This window comes from Leucobacter sp. CX87 (assembly GCF_018682295.1).
Taxonomy (GTDB): Bacteria; Actinomycetota; Actinomycetes; order Actinomycetales; family Microbacteriaceae; genus Cx-87.
The window spans coordinates 261,400-278,317 of sequence record NZ_JAFIRI010000005.1; the positions used below are offsets into that span (position 1 = coordinate 261,400).

18 protein-coding genes and 1 tRNA gene are annotated in these 16,918 nt (G+C 66.8%); 10 read left to right on the plus strand and 9 right to left on the minus strand.

Annotated features, from left to right (window positions below):
- The first annotated feature begins 8 nt into the window (after positions 1–8).
- A tRNA-Ala gene (locus KOE53_RS08325) sits at positions 9–81 on the plus strand.
- A gap of 80 nt (positions 82–161) precedes the next feature.
- On the opposite strand, the gene KOE53_RS08330 is transcribed toward KOE53_RS08325, so the two are convergent.
- The 3 genes from KOE53_RS08330 to KOE53_RS08340 are packed head-to-tail and all read right to left on the minus strand — an operon-like array spanning position 162 to position 1,293.
- A complete protein-coding gene (locus KOE53_RS08330) occupies positions 162–530 on the minus strand; it encodes a zinc ribbon domain-containing protein YjdM (protein WP_188046605.1) in 369 nt (122 codons plus the stop codon).
- The gene (locus tag KOE53_RS08335; RefSeq protein WP_188058123.1) at positions 527–1,015 is read right to left on the minus strand and encodes a GNAT family N-acetyltransferase; all 489 of its coding nucleotides are present in this window, start codon (positions 1,013–1,015) and stop codon (positions 527–529) included. The genes KOE53_RS08330 and KOE53_RS08335 overlap by 4 nt, the downstream gene beginning before the upstream one ends.
- The gene (locus KOE53_RS08340; RefSeq protein WP_188046603.1) at positions 1,012–1,293 is read right to left on the minus strand and encodes a cupin domain-containing protein; all 282 of its coding nucleotides are present in this window, start codon (positions 1,291–1,293) and stop codon (positions 1,012–1,014) included. Before KOE53_RS08340 ends, KOE53_RS08335 begins: the two co-directional genes overlap by 4 nt.
- A gap of 160 nt (positions 1,294–1,453) precedes the next feature.
- Between KOE53_RS08340 and hutU the strand changes: the two genes are divergently transcribed.
- From hutU to KOE53_RS08360, 4 genes are all read left to right on the plus strand, one after another.
- Positions 1,454–3,199, plus strand: coding sequence for a urocanate hydratase (hutU, locus tag KOE53_RS08345; protein ID WP_188058124.1), 1,746 nt, complete (start codon positions 1,454–1,456; stop codon positions 3,197–3,199).
- Entirely contained in the window at positions 3,196–4,410 is a 1,215-nt protein-coding gene (gene hutI, locus KOE53_RS08350) for an imidazolonepropionase (protein ID WP_188058125.1), read from the plus strand. Before hutU ends, hutI begins: the two co-directional genes overlap by 4 nt.
- Positions 4,411–4,483: 73 nt before the next feature.
- Positions 4,484–5,179: an endonuclease/exonuclease/phosphatase family protein gene (locus KOE53_RS08355; RefSeq protein ID WP_188058126.1), complete on the plus strand. Its 696-nt coding sequence runs from the start codon at positions 4,484–4,486 to the stop codon at positions 5,177–5,179.
- A gap of 6 nt (positions 5,180–5,185) precedes the next feature.
- Entirely contained in the window at positions 5,186–5,899 is a 714-nt protein-coding gene (locus KOE53_RS08360; protein ID WP_188058127.1) for a YceI family protein, read from the plus strand.
- 25 nt (positions 5,900–5,924) lie between these two features.
- On the opposite strand, the gene KOE53_RS08365 is transcribed toward KOE53_RS08360, so the two are convergent.
- Together KOE53_RS08365 and hutH are read right to left on the minus strand one after the other, a co-directional pair.
- Positions 5,925–6,725, minus strand: coding sequence for an IclR family transcriptional regulator (locus KOE53_RS08365; RefSeq protein WP_188058128.1), 801 nt, complete (start codon positions 6,723–6,725; stop codon positions 5,925–5,927).
- 6 nt (positions 6,726–6,731) lie between these two features.
- Complete coding sequence (hutH, locus tag KOE53_RS08370; RefSeq protein ID WP_188046597.1) at positions 6,732–8,288, minus strand: histidine ammonia-lyase; 1,557 nt, start codon at positions 8,286–8,288, stop codon at positions 6,732–6,734.
- Between the two features lie 123 nt (positions 8,289–8,411).
- Between hutH and KOE53_RS08375 the strand changes: the two genes are divergently transcribed.
- Positions 8,412–9,458, plus strand: coding sequence for an arginase family protein (locus KOE53_RS08375; RefSeq protein ID WP_188058129.1), 1,047 nt, complete (start codon positions 8,412–8,414; stop codon positions 9,456–9,458).
- A gap of 5 nt (positions 9,459–9,463) precedes the next feature.
- Here KOE53_RS08375 and KOE53_RS08380 read toward each other — a convergent pair whose 3' ends face one another.
- From KOE53_RS08380 to KOE53_RS08390, 3 genes are read right to left on the minus strand one after another with little or no spacing between them, the layout of a single operon-like run.
- Positions 9,464–9,799, minus strand: a complete 336-nt coding sequence (locus tag KOE53_RS08380; RefSeq protein WP_188046632.1) for a metal-sensitive transcriptional regulator — start codon at positions 9,797–9,799, stop codon at positions 9,464–9,466.
- Between the two features lie 16 nt (positions 9,800–9,815).
- Entirely contained in the window at positions 9,816–10,721 is a 906-nt protein-coding gene (rarD, locus tag KOE53_RS08385) for an EamA family transporter RarD (RefSeq protein ID WP_188058246.1), read from the minus strand.
- Positions 10,718–11,170, minus strand: a complete 453-nt coding sequence (locus KOE53_RS08390; protein WP_188046595.1) for a GNAT family N-acetyltransferase — start codon at positions 11,168–11,170, stop codon at positions 10,718–10,720. The genes rarD and KOE53_RS08390 overlap by 4 nt, the downstream gene beginning before the upstream one ends.
- 172 nt (positions 11,171–11,342) lie before the next feature.
- Here KOE53_RS08390 and KOE53_RS08395 point away from each other — a divergent pair, with 172 nt between their 5' ends.
- The 3 genes from KOE53_RS08395 to KOE53_RS08405 all read left to right on the plus strand — a co-directional run bounded on the left by KOE53_RS08395 (position 11,343) and on the right by KOE53_RS08405 (position 14,224).
- Entirely contained in the window at positions 11,343–12,557 is a 1,215-nt protein-coding gene (locus KOE53_RS08395; RefSeq protein ID WP_188046594.1) for an NADP-dependent isocitrate dehydrogenase, read from the plus strand.
- Positions 12,558–12,758: 201 nt separating this feature from the next.
- Positions 12,759–13,547, plus strand: a complete 789-nt coding sequence (locus tag KOE53_RS08400; protein ID WP_188058130.1) for a hypothetical protein — start codon at positions 12,759–12,761, stop codon at positions 13,545–13,547.
- 80 nt (positions 13,548–13,627) lie between these two features.
- Entirely contained in the window at positions 13,628–14,224 is a 597-nt protein-coding gene (locus tag KOE53_RS08405; protein ID WP_188058131.1) for a hypothetical protein, read from the plus strand.
- Between the two features lie 2 nt (positions 14,225–14,226).
- Here the strand turns inward: KOE53_RS08405 and KOE53_RS08410 are convergent, their stop codons facing one another.
- Entirely contained in the window at positions 14,227–15,150 is a 924-nt protein-coding gene (locus KOE53_RS08410) for a LysR family transcriptional regulator (RefSeq protein ID WP_188058132.1), read from the minus strand.
- Between the two features lie 114 nt (positions 15,151–15,264).
- Here KOE53_RS08410 and KOE53_RS08415 point away from each other — a divergent pair, with 114 nt between their 5' ends.
- Complete coding sequence (locus tag KOE53_RS08415) at positions 15,265–16,866, plus strand: ABC transporter substrate-binding protein (protein ID WP_188058133.1); 1,602 nt, start codon at positions 15,265–15,267, stop codon at positions 16,864–16,866.
- The last annotated feature ends 52 nt before the right edge of the window (positions 16,867–16,918 follow it).

Below are 16,918 nucleotides of genomic sequence, written 5' to 3' on the forward strand. Positions count from 1 at the left end.
AGTTGTTCGGGTCTTTAGCTCAGTTGGTAGAGCGCTTCGTTCGCATCGAAGAGGTCAGGAGTTCGAATCTCCTAAGATCCACTCGAGAGTGGTTGAGACACAACTCGAAACACAACGCCCAGGTGAATCACCTGGGCGTTTCGTGTTTCTGCGGGGAGTGCCTAGACGATCTTCTTCACGACGCTGCCCTTGAGTAGCATGGGGCCGAAACCGTCGATCTTGGCCTCGATGTTGTGACCGTCGCCCACATCGTCAATCAAGCGGATGCTGCGCACCTTCGTGCCGACCTTGAGGGCGGCCTGGGCGCCCTTCACCTTCATGGTCTTCGCGATCGTGACGGCGTCGCCATTCGCGAGGACGTTGCCCACGGAGTCACGAATGACTGCCTCGGCGGCGGGTGCGTCCTCGCCGGAGTCAGCTGCGGCGCCCGCAATCCACTCGTGCGCGCACAGCGAGCAGACGGTGAGATCGCCCATCTCGTAGGTGTACTCGCTTGCGCACTCGGGGCAGGTGATGGTTGATTCGCTCATGTACCCAGGGTAGCCGCGGTCTCGCTGCTTGCCGGCCCGAGGTCGTACGTGACCCACGGCGTTTGCTGCGCCACCGAGTCGTAGAGCGAGCGGGCCGTCGCGTTGTCGCCTGCCGTGATCCAGCGCACGACCGTCGCGCCCTCGTCGCGGGCGATTTCGGCGAGGCGGGTGAGCAGCGCGCTTCCGAGGCCGAGGCCGCGCGATGCCGGCGCGGTGAAGAGATCGTCCAGGAACAGGCCGTGCGAGGCGCTCAGTGGCCGCGCAAACGTGCGGAAGTGGGCGAGGCCGAGCGGCACGCCGTCGACGCAGGCGACCAGCCCGCGCGTCTCGTGGGAGGTGTCGTGCAGCCAGGACCAGACGGTGTCGAGCACCGCGTCGGAGTGCAGGGCGCCGTAGAAGTCACGGTAGCCGCGGTAGAGCTCGCGCCAGGCGGACTCGTCGGCCGGGGTGACCGCGCGGACAGTGACGCTGGCTGCCGCGCTCACTGGATCTTCTCGATCTCGACGAAGACGACGGGGCGGGTGCCACGGTTCGCGACCGTGTGCTCGGCACCTGCCGGACGGGTGTAGCTCTGTCCGATGCGGAGCTCTGCGACGATCTCAGACCCGTCGATGCTCGTGACGTGCATGGTCTCGTCGACGAGCGGCACGACGACGTACTCGTACTCGTGCACGTGCATCGGAATCGCCTCGCCAGGGTCAATGGTCCACTTCGTGACCGTGAAGGTCCCGTTGTCGATCTGGACGTCGCCGGTCACAGCCATGATGCTCCACTTCGTTGAGGTTTGAGTCCCTCCCATCCTAGGTGTCCGCTTCACCCAACGGGCTGGTCCGGTATACCGGACAGACACGGCAAGTTCCCCGTTGTCGCGCGCGCTCGGGCACGATGCAATAGGGACAGTACCCAACGAAAGGACGCCGTCAATGGCACTCCCCGGAGCCCGTCCCGTCCGCGCAGCCCGCGGCACCGAGATCTCAGCGAAGAGCTGGCAGACCGAAGCGCCGCTGCGCATGCTCATGAACAACCTCGACCCCGAGGTGGCCGAGCGACCCGACGACCTCGTCGTCTACGGTGGTACCGGCCGCGCCGCGCGCAGCTGGGCCGCGTACGACGCGATCGTCGACACGCTCCGCGATCTCGAGGACGACGAGACGCTGCTCGTCCAGTCGGGCAAGCCGGTCGGGGTGTTCCGCACGAACGTCTGGGCTCCGCGCGTCATCCTCGCAAACTCCAACCTGGTCGGCGACTGGGCGAATTGGCCCGAGTTTCGCAAGCTCGAGGCCGAGGGCCTCATGATGTACGGCCAGATGACCGCCGGCTCGTGGATCTACATCGGCACCCAGGGGATCCTGCAGGGCACCTTCGAGACGTTCGCGGCCATCGGGCGCAAGTTCCTGGCCGAGCAGCGCGGCGCGCAGTTCGACGGCACCCTCGCCGGCACACTGACGCTGACCGGCGGGTGCGGCGGCATGGGCGGCGCCCAGCCACTCGCGGTGACCATGAACGACGGCGCGTGCCTGATCGTCGACGTCGACGAGACCCGGCTGCAGCGCCGCATCGGCAAACGCTATCTGGACGAGCTCGCCACTGACATCGACGACGCGATTGCCCGGGTCAACCAGGCAAAGGCCGAACGACGCGGTCTCTCGGTGGGCCTCGTCGGCAACGCCGCGGAGGTGTTTCCCGAGCTCCTTCGCCGCCACAACGCTGGCGAGGTGACGTTCGACATCGTGACCGATCAAACGAGCGCGCACGACCCCCTCGCATACCTGCCGATCGGGTACACGGTCGCCGAGTGGCAGGATCGCGCGGCCACCGACCCCGAGGGCTTCACGCTCGCCGCCCGTGCCGCGATGGCCGCACAGGTGCAGGCCATGGTCGAGTTTCAAGACGCGGGCGCCGAGGTTTTCGACTACGGCAACTCGATCCGCGATGAGGCCCGCCAGGGCGGCTACGACCGTGCGTTCGAGTTCCCCGGCTTCGTCCCGGCCTACATTCGCCCGCTCTTCTGCGAGGGCCTCGGCCCGTTCCGCTGGGCCGCACTCTCGGGAGACCCCGAGGACATCCGCGTCACCGACGAGGCGATCCTCGAGCTCTTCCCCGAGAACGAGCACCTGCACCGCTGGATCCGGGCCGCGCAGGATCGGGTCGAGTTCGAGGGCCTCCCCGCCCGCATCTGCTGGCTTGGGTACGGCGAGCGCGCCCGCGCGGCCGTGAAGTTCAACGAGTTGGTAGCCGAGGGCAAGCTCAAGGCGCCGATCGTGATCGGCCGCGATCACCTCGATTCGGGCTCGGTCGCGTCTCCCTATCGCGAGACCGAGGGCATGGTTGATGGCTCGGACGCGATCGCTGACTGGCCGCTGCTCAATGCCCTCACGGCGACCGCCTCGGGCGCGACCTGGGTGTCGCTGCACCACGGCGGCGGCGTCGGCATCGGCCGCTCCATCCACTCGGGCCAGGTGAGCGTTGCCGACGGCACCGCTCTCGCCGCCGAAAAGCTCGAGCGCCTGCTCACGAACGACCCGGGCATGGGCGTGATCCGCCACGTCGACGCCGGCTACCAGCGCGCAGTCGACGTTGCGGCCGAGCGTGGGGTCCGGATCCCGATGGAGCCCGTTGTGCGTGACGGTGGCGCGTCCGCACGCGCCGCGGCGGGCGTCGCACAGTGAGTGACTCGGCCGGCGCGGACGCCAGCAGCACGCTGATCACGGGCATCGCCGAGCTCACCACGAACGACGAAGCGAACGGCGGGCGCCTACGCGGCGCTGCCGTCGTGTTCGAGGGTGACCGGATTGCCTGGGTAGGTGCTGAGGCGGACGCTCCGGCCGCCGATCACCGCGTCGACGGCGGGGGACGCGCGGCGCTGCCGGGCTGGGTGGACTCCCACACGCACCTGGTCTTCGCGGGCGACCGCACCGCGGAGTTTGAGGCACGCATGGCGGGCGAGTCGTATGCCGCTGGCGGCATCAACGTCACCGTCAATGCCACTCGGGCCGCGAGCGACGCCGAGCTCGAAGCGAATCTCGTGCGGCTCGTGGGCGAGGCACGGCGCGGGGGTACGACCACTCTCGAGACGAAGACGGGCTACGGGCTGACTGTCGAGGACGAGGTTCGTTCGGCCCGAATCGCCGGGCGGCACGTCGACGCGGTCACGTTCCTGGGGGCGCACCTCGTCCCGGCCGGGGCCGACCCTGCGGCGTACCTCGACCTCGTCACGGGCGACATGCTCGACGCGATCGCCCCGCACGTGAGTGCGGTCGATGTGTTCTGCGAGCGGGGAGCGTTCGATGAGGCCGCGACCCGTCAGGTGCTCGAGAGCGCGGTGGAGAAGGGGCTGGCGACCCGAGTACACGGCAATCAGCTGGGCGAGGGCCCGGGTGCACGGCTCGCGGTCGAGTACGGCTCGCTGAGTGTCGACCACCTCGGTTTTCTGAGCGACGCCGACGTCGATGCGATCGCTGGCTCTTGGGCGAACGGAACGCGCGGCACGGTCGCCACGGTGCTTCCCGCCTGCGACCTGTCCACGCGCATGCCGCTCGCCCCCGCGCGCCGCCTGATCGATGCCGGCGCGGTGCTCGCGATCGCCTCGAACTGCAACCCCGGCACGTCGTACACCTCGTCAATGGGGTTCGGCGTCGCGACAGCCGTGCTCCAAATGGGGCTGACCGTCCCCGAGGCGGTGCGCGCCGCTACCCTGGGCGGCGCGGCCGCGCTGGGGTTCGATCGCGCGGGCGCGCACGGCCCGGCACGAGGAATCATCGCGGAGGGCGCCCGAGCGGACCTGCAGCTGTTGGATGCGCCGTCGGTCACGCACCTTGCATACCGCCCCGGTATGCCGCTGACGTACGCCGTATGGCGAGCGGGGCAGAGAGTTCTCTGACAGTCAGTGCGTTTGCGGCCGCGAAAGCCTAGTGTGAGTGGGCGGGCAGTTCATCCGCTGACAGAGGGGGACCATGAAGGTCATCAGCTATAACCTGCGCAAGAATCGCGCGCTCGGCGAGGTCCACGCTTTGGCAGAACGCCACCGCAGCGACATTCTCTGTCTGCAGGAGGCTGACCCGCTTTCCCTCCCCACCACGCTCGGGCACCTGCGCCTCGCGGGCGCAACCGAGCAGAATCGACTGGGTCTTGCGTTGTACGTCAGCGACGAGCGCTTTGAGACGATCGAAACCCGCACGGTTGCCCTGAAGAAGTCGCTGCACGACCGGGTGCTCGCGCCCGCTCACGAGCGGCTGCTCGGCACGCGTCTACTCGACCATGAGACGGGCCGGGAGCTCGTTGCCGCTTCATTCCACGCGGCGCCCCTCACCGCCTCGAACTCGCTCCGCCGGCACCAGATCAGCGCGGCGCTCGCAGAGCTTGGAGAGCTCGGCCCTGAGCTGCCCACCATCATGATCGGCGACTTTAACTACCCGGTGTTCAAGGGCGGCCTGCACGCGCACGTGAAGGATGCCGGCTTCAAACTCTCGCTCAGTGACCGCCGCACCTACACTCGCTACAAGTTCTTCCGCGGACACTTTGACTTCGCGACCTCAGTGGGCTTTGACATCGGCAGCGTGCGCACCCTCGCACGCGGCACCTCGGACCATCTCCCGATCCTGTTGTCGGCCGCCTACACGCCAGAGTTTTCAGGCGTGCTCACCGCCTAGGGCAGCATGAACACATCTCGGAAAGTACTCATTGTCTCGGGCATCTGCGTCCTGGTGCTCGGCGCGGTGGCGGCCATCGCAGGTCCGGTCATCTACCGAGACTTCATCTCAGCCCCGGCGGCCGAGGCCCCCTCAGTGGGGAGCAATGGTGCTGGGCAAGAGACTGCGTCCACAGAACTGGATCCGTCGGCCCTGGCTGGCAGCTGGATCGTGGGCGACGGATCAGAGGCCGGGTATCGAGTGAACGAGGTGCTGAACGGGACCCCCGTCACCGTCACCGGCCGCACGAGCGACGTCAGCGGCACGTTCATGATCGGAGACTCGGGCCTGACCCTCGAGGCGGCCGAACTCACGGTTGACGTCGCGTCAATTGCGACGGACAGTGACAACCGTGACGCATACTTCCGCGATCAAGCAATGCGAGTGGGCGAGTTCCCGACCGCAGTGTTTACCCTCACTGAGGCGGTCACGCTCGACGCTGCCCCGGGCGCGAACGAAATCGTACAGACCGCTGCCGCCGGCACGCTGACCCTTGCGGGGGTTTCGCGCCCGGTCACCTTCGATGTGCAAGTGAAGAGCGACGGAACCTCTGCCGAGATTGCCGGGTCGATTCCGATCACCTTCGCAGACTTTGGAGTTGAAGCTCCGAATCTGGGCTTTGTTGCGGTCGAGCCGAGTGGTCAGGTCGAATTTCAGCTCACCGCGGCGCGCGGCGCATAGGGCCCCGCGGCGCGACGCGTGCCGGTCAGCTCTCGGCGCGGCGTCCGTGGATCCGTGTCGAGAGTGTCAGCGCGGCCTCGCCGACGGCGGCAGCGAGCTGCTCCCAGCGATCCACAGGCAAGGAGTCGGAGGGGAACGTGATCGCGAGGCCCGCGACCGGCCAGCCCCGGTGATCGAGTACCGGCTGCGCGATCGACGAGAACCCCGGCGTGATCGCGCCCTCCTCGATGGCAAATCCCCGGGCGATGGTCTCGTCGAGCACGGCGCGCAACCTCGAGTAGCGGTCGATCGTGTCCGAATGACCATCGCGGTGCACGAACGCATCGGCGCCCGGGTAGAGCGCCCGCACCTGCGCGCGCGGCATGGCCGACAGGATCGCGCGCCCTGAAGCCGTCAGGTGCGCAGGCAGCCGGACGTCGACCCCCGTCACGAGTGCCGGTGACCCCGGAGCGCGCTCCTCCACGATGTACAGCACGTCGCTTCCGTGCAGCAGCGCGAGGTGTGCGCTCACCCGGATCCGGTCGACGAGCGCCGCGAGCAGCGGCTTGCCGAGTCGGGCGAGCGGATCCTGCCGGGCGTACGCCGAGCTCAGCTCGACCGCAGCAAGCCCGAGCCCGTAGCGGCGCTCCTCGGCGAGGTGCATCACGAAACCGTGCTGCTGCAGGGCCTCGAGCAGGTGGTACACGGTGGAACGCGGGAGCTCCAGCTGGGTGGCAATCATGCTCGCGGGAAGTGGCCCGCGGGAGGCGGCTAGGAGTTTCAGGATGCGCAGCGTGTGGTCGGCCGCGGGAACCTTTGCGGGTGCGGTCACCGTACTTCCCCTCATCGCTGACTACCGAAGGGCGTCGATCGCCCCCTCCACCGTATCGAGCACTGCGCCCGAGCGGACAAACTCGTGCGCCGTGTTGATGTCGGGGGAGAGGAAGGCGTCGGTGTCGGGGGCCGAAATGCGGGTGCGGAACAGGCCGTGCAGGGCCTGCGTTGCCGGTGCCGGGGTGCCCGCACCTGCCGCCTCACGGAAATCGAGTGCCCGGGTGGACGCGAGCAGTTCGATGCCGAGCACGCGCGCAAGCCCGTCGACCGAGCGACGCAGCTTTCTGCCAGCAGCCCATCCCATAGACACGTGGTCCTCCTGCATGGCAGAGGACGGGATGGAGTCGACCGAGGCCGGCGTCGCGAGTCGCTTCAGTTCCGAGACGATGCCGGCCGCGGTGTACTGCGCAATCATGAGGCCCGAGTCGAGGCCTGGGTCTGCCGCGAGGAAGGGTGGCAGCCCATGGTTGCGGGCCGTGTCGAGGAAGCGGTCGGTGCGCCGCTCGGAGATGCTCGCGACATCGGCGACGGCGATCGCGAGGAAGTCGAGCACGTAGCCGACCGGGGCGCCATGGAAGTTTCCGTTCGACTCGACCCGGCCGTCGTCGAGCACGACGGGGTTGTCGATCGCCGAGCGCAGCTCAATTGCGGCGACGCTCGCGGCATGCGCGGCGGTATCGCGGGCGGCGCCGTGCACCTGCGGGGAGCAGCGCAACGAGTACGCGTCCTGCACGCGGGTGAACTCGCCCTCGGTCGGGCGCTGAATGAGGCCGGAACCGGCGAGTACCTTGGCCATGTTGGCGGCGGACGCTGCCTGACCGGGGTGGGGTCGAATCGTGTGTAGCTCGGCAGCGAACACCGAGTCGGTGCCGGTCAGCGCCTCGACGCTTGCCGCTGCGGCGACGTCGGCAACCCGGAAGAGCTGTCCCAGGTCGTGGAGGGCGAGGCACAGCATGCCGAGCATGCCGTCCGTGCCATTGATGAGGGCGAGGCCTTCTTTTTCGGCGAGTACGACGGGGACAATGCCCGCTGCGGAGAGGGCGGTTGCGGCAGAGGCGGGGGATCCGTCCGGGAGGCGAACGTCGCCCTCGCCCATCACCGAGAGGGCGCAGTGCGCGAGGGGGGAGAGATCGCCCGAGCAGCCGAGCGAGCCGTACTCGTGCACGACCGGGGTGATTCCGGCGTTGAGTACCGCGGCATAGGTTTCAGCGGTTTCGAGGCGCACGCCCGTGTGGCCGCTCGCGAGCGTGTTGAGACGCAGGAGCATTAGGGCACGCACGACCTCCCGCTCGACCTCGGCCCCGGTGCCGGCGGCGTGTGAGCGGACGAGGGACCGCTGCAGCTGCGCGCGCTTCTCCGCGGGGATCTGCACCTTTGCGAGCGCCCCGAAGCCGGTCGAGACGCCGTAGTGCGGGCGCGAGTCGTTCGCGAGCGTCTCGATGACGGCCCGGGCTGCGGAGATACGGTGGCGGGCGCGATCGCCGAGGACAACGGCTGCGTCGTGACGCGCAACCGCGACCACATCGTCGATGCTGAGGGGAGATTCGCCGAGGGTGACGGTTGTGAGAGTGCTCATGCTCTGATTGCACCGCATTGACGGCGTGCAGGGCAGCGGCCACGAGTCACTACTGTCTGGTATCCCGGACGCGACTCAATCGGTGCGCTGTTTCTCGGCGCCTGAGCCGTCTAGCGTCGAGATATGGTCGACCAATCGTCTTTCCCCTCCTCCTCCCCGGCGCCCGCTTTCACCCCGGCGACGACCAGCGTGGCCCCCGGGCTTCCGGTCGACCCGCTCTGGCCGCGCGCCGGCAGTTGGGCCGCCCCGCTTGGCGGCGAGGCCGTGGACGTGGTGATTGTCGGGGTACCGACGTCGCGCACCTCAATCTCGGCGACGAACGCGCACGAGACCCCCGCCGCAATTCGGCAGGCCCTCCGGCGCTACTCGGGCCATGCGGTCGCGCCCGGCACCCCGGGGGTGCGGGGTGAGGAGGCGCAGCTCGAACTCAGCCAGGTGCTGAGTATTCGCGACGCGGGAGACCTCGCAGACCCCGACAGTGTGGAGGGTGAGCTGGCGGCAACCGCAGCGATTGCCGCACTCGCTCGCGACTCCCGCCTCGTGATCGCGCTCGGTGGCGACAACTCGCTCACGGTGCCCGCCGCTCGAGGCGTGCTCGGAGCGCAGCTTGATTCGGCGGCGTTGGCTGCTGGCGCAATCGGGGTGGGTGGGCTGATCACCCTCGACGCGCACCACGATTTGCGCGATGGGCGGAGCAACGGATCGCCCGTTCGTCGCCTGGTCGAGGCCGGCCTTGACCCGCGTCGTATCGTCCAAATCGGCATCGCCGACTTCGCGAACTCCCGGGCATATCGCGACCGCGCGCGCGACCTCGGCATTCGGGTGATCCACCGCGACGAACTTTTCGACCGACCACTCAGAGAGATCGTGGCCGAGGCGCTCGCGATCGCGGGGGACGGTGACGGTCCGATCCACGTCGACCTCGACGTCGACGTCTGCGACCGCGCGGTGGTGCCGGCGTGCCCAGCCGCGGTGCCGGGCGGAATTTCTGCCGCAGAGCTGCGCCGAATGACACGACTCCTGGCGCGGGATGCCCGCGTCGCGTCGTTCGATCTCGCAGAGATCGACGCGACGGCCGACTCGGCGGACGGCCGCACGGTCCGCTTAGCGGCGCTACTCGTGCTCGAGGCCATGACCGGTCTCGCCGAGCGGGCGGATTCTGCCGGGTAGTGAGGCTAGCGGACCAGGCGAGCGATCGCGGCCGAGGCCTCTTTCAGCTTCTCGTCGGCGACCTCGCCCCCCTCGCGGGCGGCCTCGGCGACGCAGTGGCTGAGGTGGTCGTCGAGCAGTTCAAGGGCGACCCGCTCAAGCGCCTTGGTCGCCGCAGACACCTGGGTGAGCACGTCGATACAGTACGTGTCCTCCTCGATCATGCGGTGGATCCCGCGCACCTGGCCTTCGGCGCGACGAAGCCGCTTGAGGAGCTCATTCTTGTGATCCGAGTAGCCGTGCACTGCGGTGACCTTCCGTGAAAACTGCGGCAAAAGTGACTGAGCCACTCCCTGTACCATATGCCCCCGGGGGGTATCAGGCAAGTGGCTTGCGGCTCCTTGCCAGCTGGACGACGCCGCCGATAATGACGATGAGGACGGCGACCCAGATGGCAGCGTAAGTGGTGTACTCCTCGGGAGCGATCGCCTCGCCGAGCATCAGCGCCGCGATCATGAGCAGCGCCGGCTCGAGATAGCTGAGCAGGCCAAACGTGCTGAGGGGAAGCAGTTTTGAGGCGATCAAGTAGAGCAAGAGCGCCAGTGAGGCGACCACGCCGATGATCGGTCCGAGCCACCAGATGGCCGGGTTCTCGCGCAACGCTCGGCCGTCAACGATCTCAACGACGACGAAGTAGATCGCGATCGGTAATACGATGACCTGTTCCCCGACGGTGCCGCCCATGTTATTGAAACCAAGCCACCGCCGCACGATGAAGTAGACGGGGTAGCCGAGGGCGACGAGCAGCGTCTCCCAGGAGATGCCGCCGACGCGGATGATCTCGGCGACGACACCGATCGCGGCCACCCCCGCCGCGAGCCACTGCCACCAGGCGAGACGGTCGCGGTACAGCAGGCGGCCGACCACCACGAGCACGAGGGGCAGCAGGAAGTATCCCAGAGCCACCTGCAGCCCGCGTCCGTACACCGGGGCCCAACCAAATACCCAGATCTGGGCGGCCAGCATGAGCCCGCAGGCGAGCAGCCCCAGTGCGAGAACCGGCTTCTGCCGGATCCTGCGCCACAGCGCGTCAACCTGGTGCCAATCTCGCAAGAGAATGACAACCAGGATGATGCTGGGGACGGCAACCAGCGAGCGGATTGCCCAGAGGCCCTCGCCCGACATGGGGGCGAGCAATGGCATGAAGAAAAAGAGCGCGCCAAAACTGAGGGACGACCCGACCGAAGCGAGTGTGCCGCGGCCGAGCGTGGGTGCTGCGTTCAGAGTTCGATCGCTCCGATGATCTCGCCGTACTGGGTCTCGCCGATGGGAGTGAACCCGACGCGAAGGAAGAACTCCTCGGGGCCGGCCTCGCCCTGCTCCCAGATGACCGTGAGGCGGCTCACGCCGCGGCTGCGGGCCTCGTCTTTGATGGCCTCGACTGCGAATCGACCCACGCCCATGCCCTGGGCGTTGGCGTCGACGTTGATGCGCCAGAGCGCCGCGCGGAACTCCTCCTGCGCAGCATCGGGGTCGAAGTTGCCGTGAATGAAGCCGACGACGCGCTCTTCGCTGAGGATGACGCGTTGCCAGGTGGAACCGACGGGAATGACCGCCGCCGCTGCCGAATACGAGACCGGCGTGACGAACCACTCCTGGCCCGGCTTCAGGCCGAGCGAGTTCACCGCGACGATCGTTGCCGCCGACAGTTCTTCTAGTCGTAGCTGGCTCATGCTCTCAGGCTAGCTGACCCGCGCCGATTCGCAATACCGTTCGGGCAACTCCCTGGTGGGCGCCGCAGATTCAACCGCATTTATCTCGACGTCGAAGTACTTTACGGAAGGCAGGGTAGACTACCCGAGGGTCCCACCGGGCCCGGAGGAGCGATAAGAATCTGGAGTTGCTTTGGCGAAGATCAAGGTTGAAGGCACAGTAGTCGAGCTCGATGGCGACGAGATGACCCGCATTATCTGGCAGTTCATCAAGGATCGCCTGATCCACCCCTACCTCGACCTGACCCTCGAGTACTACGACCTGGGCATCGAGCACCGCGACGCGACGGACGATCAGGTCACGATTGACGCGGCACACGCGATTCAGAAGCACGGTGTTGGTGTGAAGTGCGCCACCATCACCCCAGACGAGGCCCGCGTCGAAGAGTTCGGCCTCAAGAAGATGTGGAAGAGCCCGAACGGCACCATCCGCAACATTCTCGGCGGCGTGATCTTCCGCGAGCCGATCATCATCTCGAACATCCCGCGCCTCGTGCCCGGTTGGAACAAGCCGATCATCATCGGCCGCCACGCGTTCGGTGACCAGTACCGTGCGACCGACTTCCGCTTCGCGGGCAAGGGAACTCTCACGGTGGAGTTCACGCCCGAGGACGGCTCGGAGCCGCAGAAGTTCGAGGTCTTCCAGTCGCCGGGTGACGGAATCGCCCAGGTGCAGTACAACCTTGACGCCTCGATCCGCGACTTTGCGCGCGCCTCGCTGAACTACGGGTTGAGCCGCAACTACCCGGTCTACCTCTCGACGAAGAACACGATCCTGAAGGCCTACGACGGTCGTTTCAAGGACATCTTCCAGGAGATTTACGACGCCGAGTTCAAGCCGCAGTTCGAGGCCGCGGGCCTCACCTACGAGCACCGCCTCATTGACGACATGGTCGCTTCGGCCATGAAGTGGGAGGGCGGCTACGTCTGGGCGTGCAAGAACTACGACGGCGATGTGCAGTCCGACACCGTTGCCCAGGGCTTCGGCTCGCTCGGCCTCATGACCTCAGTGCTGGCGACGCCTGACGGAAAGGTCGTCGAGGCTGAGGCGGCGCACGGTACCGTCACGCGTCACTATCGCCAGCACCAGCAGGGCAAGCCCACCTCGACGAACCCGATCGCTTCGATCTTCGCCTGGACGCGCGGCCTCGCGCACCGCGGCAAGCTCGACGGGAACCAGGCCCTCATTGAGTTCGCGCTCACCCTTGAAGACGTCGTCATCAAGTCGGTTGAGTCGGGCAAGATGACGAAGGACCTCGCTGCGTTGGTCGGCCCCGAGCAGGGCTACCAGACGACCGAGGAGTTCCTCGCGACGATCGACGAGAACCTGCAGGCGCGACTCGCGTAACGTGTCCTCACGAAAACGGCCCGGATCGAGAATTTCGATCCGGGCCGTTTTGTGTTGTGCGCCATGACTGGACGGTGAATTTGCCATCCCCCAACATCTGACATAGATTAACTTTGGATCACATCCAACTCTGGCGAATGTGCCTGAATTCGGGGCTTGCCGAGTTTGTCGGTCAAGACACTTCAATGAAGAGGAACGTACATGACGAAGCGCATCACGGGCTTGCGATTCGGCTTTGCCGCACTGGCAGTTGCCGCACTGACTTTCACCGGGCTTTCGCCCGCCACCGCGGCCGGATCCGTGGTGGGGCCGAACGACGTCGCTGGGTTCGAGAACGGCGCTGAGGGTGCCCCCGGGTATAACTACGACACGTGGCACATCGGGAACACGGAGGACCCGGGCGTCCCGGTTTCGGACAGCCTGACGTTCAACGCCTGCTCGGTGTCGTTCCTGCCGTCGGTCGGAACGGCAGACGTGACGCAGCTGCTCAAGGGTTTCCCGGTAGACGGGCGCCCGACTGCGAACGCCGCGAGCGGTACCGCGAGCCTGCAGGCTTTGATTGATTCGATTTCGATCGATGTCGCACAGGGCGACGTGACTATTCAACTTCCCACTTTCATTTACTACGAGGGCGGCGAGGGCGCAGAACACGAGCTCGAAGAGTTCACCACGGTGTACAACCTGGCCGGCTTCGGCCCGGGTGTGCACACGTTGAGTGGCATGGAGCTGACGGACTCGAGTGAGTATTTCAATGGCGGCGATACGCAGGATCTGCTTGCGTCCATGCAGAGTGATATCGACCAGTACAACGACGTATTCGAGATCCTCGGCGTGGGTATGACCGGCTCGGACGGAGCCATCGTCAACTCGATCACGTTTGCCGGCAATACCTACTCGTTCGGCACCGGCTGCTCGAGCGAGGTCACCCCGCCTGCGACGGGCAAGCCGAAGCCCCCGGTCTCGGTGCAGACCGGCATTAAGGACGCCTAGACTGCAGGTACTGACGGCGGCTTCTCGATGCCCGAGGAGCCGCCGTTCTTTTTTCGCGGCACGATAACTCAGGAACGCACATGACGCTCACCACCAGCCTTCGACGGCACTGGAAATGGTTCACCGCAGGTGGGCTGGTCCTCCTAGTTGCCGGGGGATTCACGACGGCCGCGTTGATGGGGGTCTTCAGTGAACCCGTGGGTGAGGCGGCGCCGAAGCCGACCTCCACCATCACCGCGACCCCGACACCCCAGGCGACTCCGGCGCCCGCGCCCGCGCCCACACCGGCAGCCGAGGTCGTCATCGATACGACCCAGGTCATGCCATACTCCGAGGTCTGGAACCCGCCGGACGAGGGTGAGAGTTTCTGGCAGATCGTCGACCCCGCGAACGGGTACCCCGAGGACGGCGGGACCGACTACCTGCTCGCTCACGCGTGCGAGCAGGGCGGCTGCGCCGGAGACGGCATTCGCGCGCTCGTCGCTGGGGATCACTTCGCCTACCGCGGCGCGCAGTACGTCGTCGAACAGAAGCTCGAGATCAACAAGGCCGACATTGGCGCGCAGCCCATCTGGGAGCACGTGCCCGGCCGAGTGGTCGTGATCACCTGCATCCTGAACCTTGAGACGATGACCTTCGACGAGAACGACATCATCGTCGCAAGCCCAGTGGCGTAGTCCTAGGCTGGCGCGAGCCCCCGCAGGTGTGGCTCGGTGATCGGGTTGATTGCCGGGTAGACCTGCTGGTTAAAGGTGCTTAGTGCCTCGAGGCAACGCTCGATGGAATCGGACGCGTAGTGGCTTCCGTCCCAGACCCCGTACAAGGTGATCGCGAGGTCACCGGATCCGGTCGAGATCGGTACAGTGCTGAGGCCAAACCGCGGGTCGTCAGAAAGTACCGCGATGCCGCGCCCGGCCGCGGCGAGGCCCTGGGCGAGCGCCGGCGCTGAGACCTCCACCGCCATCGTGTAACTCAGTCCGGCGTTCGACACGGCGACGTCAAAACTCTGCCGCGCCCGATGCGCGCGGTCCATGACCAGGAGGGGCTCGCGCACCAGTTCCGTCATGTCGATGCTGGGCTGCGCGGCGCGCGGGTGATCCGGCGGCATCATCGCCCAGATGTAGGCCCGCCCGAGCACGGTCCAGCGCAACTCCTTCGGCGGCGCGAGCGTACCGATCGCGAAATCGGCCTCGCCACGCGAGAGGTGCCCGTACACCTGCTCAGGGGTGGCCTCCAGCGCGTTGCCGATCACCCCGTCGGGGTCGGCCTCGGCGACAAACGGGGCCACGATGTCCGTCACGGTTGTCGACGCGGCGACGACCGTGAGTCCCGAGACGGTCCCCTGCGCGATCGTGCGCGCGGCCGACGTGGCCTGGTCTGCCCGCACCAGGAGGTCCTCGGCCACGGGCAGGAACGCCCGTCCGGCTGGGGTGAGTACGAGTCCGCGGGGCGCCCGGTGAAACAGTGCAAAGCCGAGCTGTTGCTCAAGAGCGCGAATCTGGCGGCTGAGCGAGGGCTGCGCCACGTGCACGATGTCGGCGGCGCCGTGCAACGAGCCTGCCTCGCACACTGCGGCGAAGTAGCGGAGCAAACGTAGGTCCATGTGATGCCTCCTGGGCATCAGAGTAATCGAATCTGAGTATTTGTGCGAATATCGCCGCTTCCCTAGGCTTTCGCATGCCAGCCAACGTCGGCGGCGCTCACCTCGGAGGTCAACATGGAAGTTCGCCCGATCCGGCCCAGAACCGCAGCGAGCGTACTTGCGCTTGCCGTCGCCGCCACCCTCGCTATGAGCGGTTGCACCGTCGCAAAACAGGGCGGGGGGAGCGCCGATGCTCCCGCCGTACTGTCGGTCGCGGCCTCCGCTGCCATCACCACCTGGGACCCCGTGCGGTCCTTCTCGACCGAGGCGCTGTACCTCGGCAACGTCTACGAGACGCTGCTCAAGAAGAACCCTGAAGGTGCGGCGGAGGACTTCACCCCCGTGCTTGCCGAGTCCTGGGAGTCGAGCGCAGACGGCAAGACCTGGACGTTCACGCTGCGCGAGGGCGTGACGTTCCAGGACGGCGAACCGGTGACCGCCGAGGCCGTGAAGCAGAGCATCGAGGCCGCGAAGGAATATGCCGCCGCATCGTTCATCTGGGCGCCGCTCGAGTCCATCGAGACCCCGGACGAGCGCACGGTCGTGATGCAGCTCAGCTACGCGGCGCCCGCCGACCTCATCGCGGCGTCGACCTACGGCGCCTGGATCGTCTCGCCGAAGGCGCTCGCGGCCTCGGCTGACGACGAGGACTACTTCGCCGACGGCCTGAGCGCAGGCACCGGCCCCTACGAGGTCGCTGACTACACGCCGGGCAAGGAAGTCGTGCTCCAGGCAAACGATGACTACTGGAACGCCGAGGGCGCCCCGTACTACGAGACCGTGAACATCGCGATCACCCCCGATGCGGTGACCGCGCAGCAGATGCTCACCGCCGGAGAGATCGACCTCGCGACTACCTTGCCGATGGAGAACATCGAATCGGTCGCCAAGGACATGGGTGCCGAGGTGCAGACCGCGAACTCGCCGTTCAACTTCCTCGCGTTCTTCAACACCGAGCGTCCGCCGCTCGACGACGTCCGCGTGCGCCAGGCGCTGAGCTACGCGATCCCCTATGAGGACCTCATCGAGGTCGGCGGCTACGGCTACGGCACGCAGTCGCACGGCCCGGTGCCCAAGGGCATCTTCCCGTACTCGGAGGACGTGCCGCAGTACACGCAGGATCTCGACAAGGCCAAGGAGCTGCTCGCCGAGGCGGGCCTGTCCGACGGCTTCGAGCTGACCCTGAGCTACGCCTCGGAGAACCCCTCGGAGGCACGATTCGTTCCGCTCATCAAGGACGCATTCGCACAGATCGGTGTCGACCTCACCGTCCGCGCTGAACTCTTCAACCAGCAGTGGGAGACCGCGAAGGCCGACCCGGCGAGCGCGCAGGACATCTTCGTGGTCTACTACTGGCCGACCTACAGCGACGCCGGTGTCGACAATCTGAACTCGCTGTTCGCGTTCACCGAGGAGCCGTTCTTCAACCTCAGTTACTGGCAGAACGCCGAGTACGAGGCGCTGCTCGCCGAGGCCGGCACGTTGACCGGCAGCGACCGCGAGGCGGCGCAGGCGAAGTACGAAGAGGCGATGGCGCTGCTCGTGGACGAGGCGCCAGGCGCGTTCCTCTACGACCCAGAGGCGGTCATGGTGGTGCCGAGTGATCTCGAGGTGGGCGAGTTCAACGAGAACTACCCGTTCACGACCTTCTTCGCTTCGATCAAACCGAAGGCCTAGCGGCTCTCGGCGGGGGCCGGGAGGCCGGCCCCCGCACCAACCTCAGGAGATC

What these genes read in the sequence shown, in the direction of transcription:
- hutH (WP_188046597.1), bottom strand. Translation starts at nt 8,288, where the DNA reads ATGAGCACTCTCACAACCGTCACCCTCGGCGAATCTCCCCTCAGCATC.
- KOE53_RS08365 (WP_188058128.1), bottom strand. Translation starts at nt 6,725, where the DNA reads ATGAGGGGAAGTACGGTGACCGCACCCGCAAAGGTTCCCGCGGCCGAC.
- KOE53_RS08405 (WP_188058131.1), top strand. Translation starts at nt 13,628, where the DNA reads ATGACGCTCACCACCAGCCTTCGACGGCACTGGAAATGGTTCACCGCA.
- KOE53_RS08415 (WP_188058133.1), top strand. Translation starts at nt 15,265, where the DNA reads ATGGAAGTTCGCCCGATCCGGCCCAGAACCGCAGCGAGCGTACTTGCG.
- KOE53_RS08360 (WP_188058127.1), top strand. Translation starts at nt 5,186, where the DNA reads ATGAACACATCTCGGAAAGTACTCATTGTCTCGGGCATCTGCGTCCTG.
- KOE53_RS08375 (WP_188058129.1), top strand. Translation starts at nt 8,412, where the DNA reads ATGGTCGACCAATCGTCTTTCCCCTCCTCCTCCCCGGCGCCCGCTTTC.
- KOE53_RS08330 (WP_188046605.1), bottom strand. Translation starts at nt 530, where the DNA reads ATGAGCGAATCAACCATCACCTGCCCCGAGTGCGCAAGCGAGTACACC.
- KOE53_RS08340 (WP_188046603.1), bottom strand. Translation starts at nt 1,293, where the DNA reads ATGGCTGTGACCGGCGACGTCCAGATCGACAACGGGACCTTCACGGTC.
- KOE53_RS08355 (WP_188058126.1), top strand. Translation starts at nt 4,484, where the DNA reads ATGAAGGTCATCAGCTATAACCTGCGCAAGAATCGCGCGCTCGGCGAG.
- KOE53_RS08400 (WP_188058130.1), top strand. Translation starts at nt 12,759, where the DNA reads ATGACGAAGCGCATCACGGGCTTGCGATTCGGCTTTGCCGCACTGGCA.
- KOE53_RS08390 (WP_188046595.1), bottom strand. Translation starts at nt 11,170, where the DNA reads ATGAGCCAGCTACGACTAGAAGAACTGTCGGCGGCAACGATCGTCGCG.
- hutU (WP_188058124.1), top strand. Translation starts at nt 1,454, where the DNA reads ATGGCACTCCCCGGAGCCCGTCCCGTCCGCGCAGCCCGCGGCACCGAG.
- KOE53_RS08380 (WP_188046632.1), bottom strand. Translation starts at nt 9,799, where the DNA reads ATGGTACAGGGAGTGGCTCAGTCACTTTTGCCGCAGTTTTCACGGAAG.
- KOE53_RS08410 (WP_188058132.1), bottom strand. Translation starts at nt 15,150, where the DNA reads ATGGACCTACGTTTGCTCCGCTACTTCGCCGCAGTGTGCGAGGCAGGC.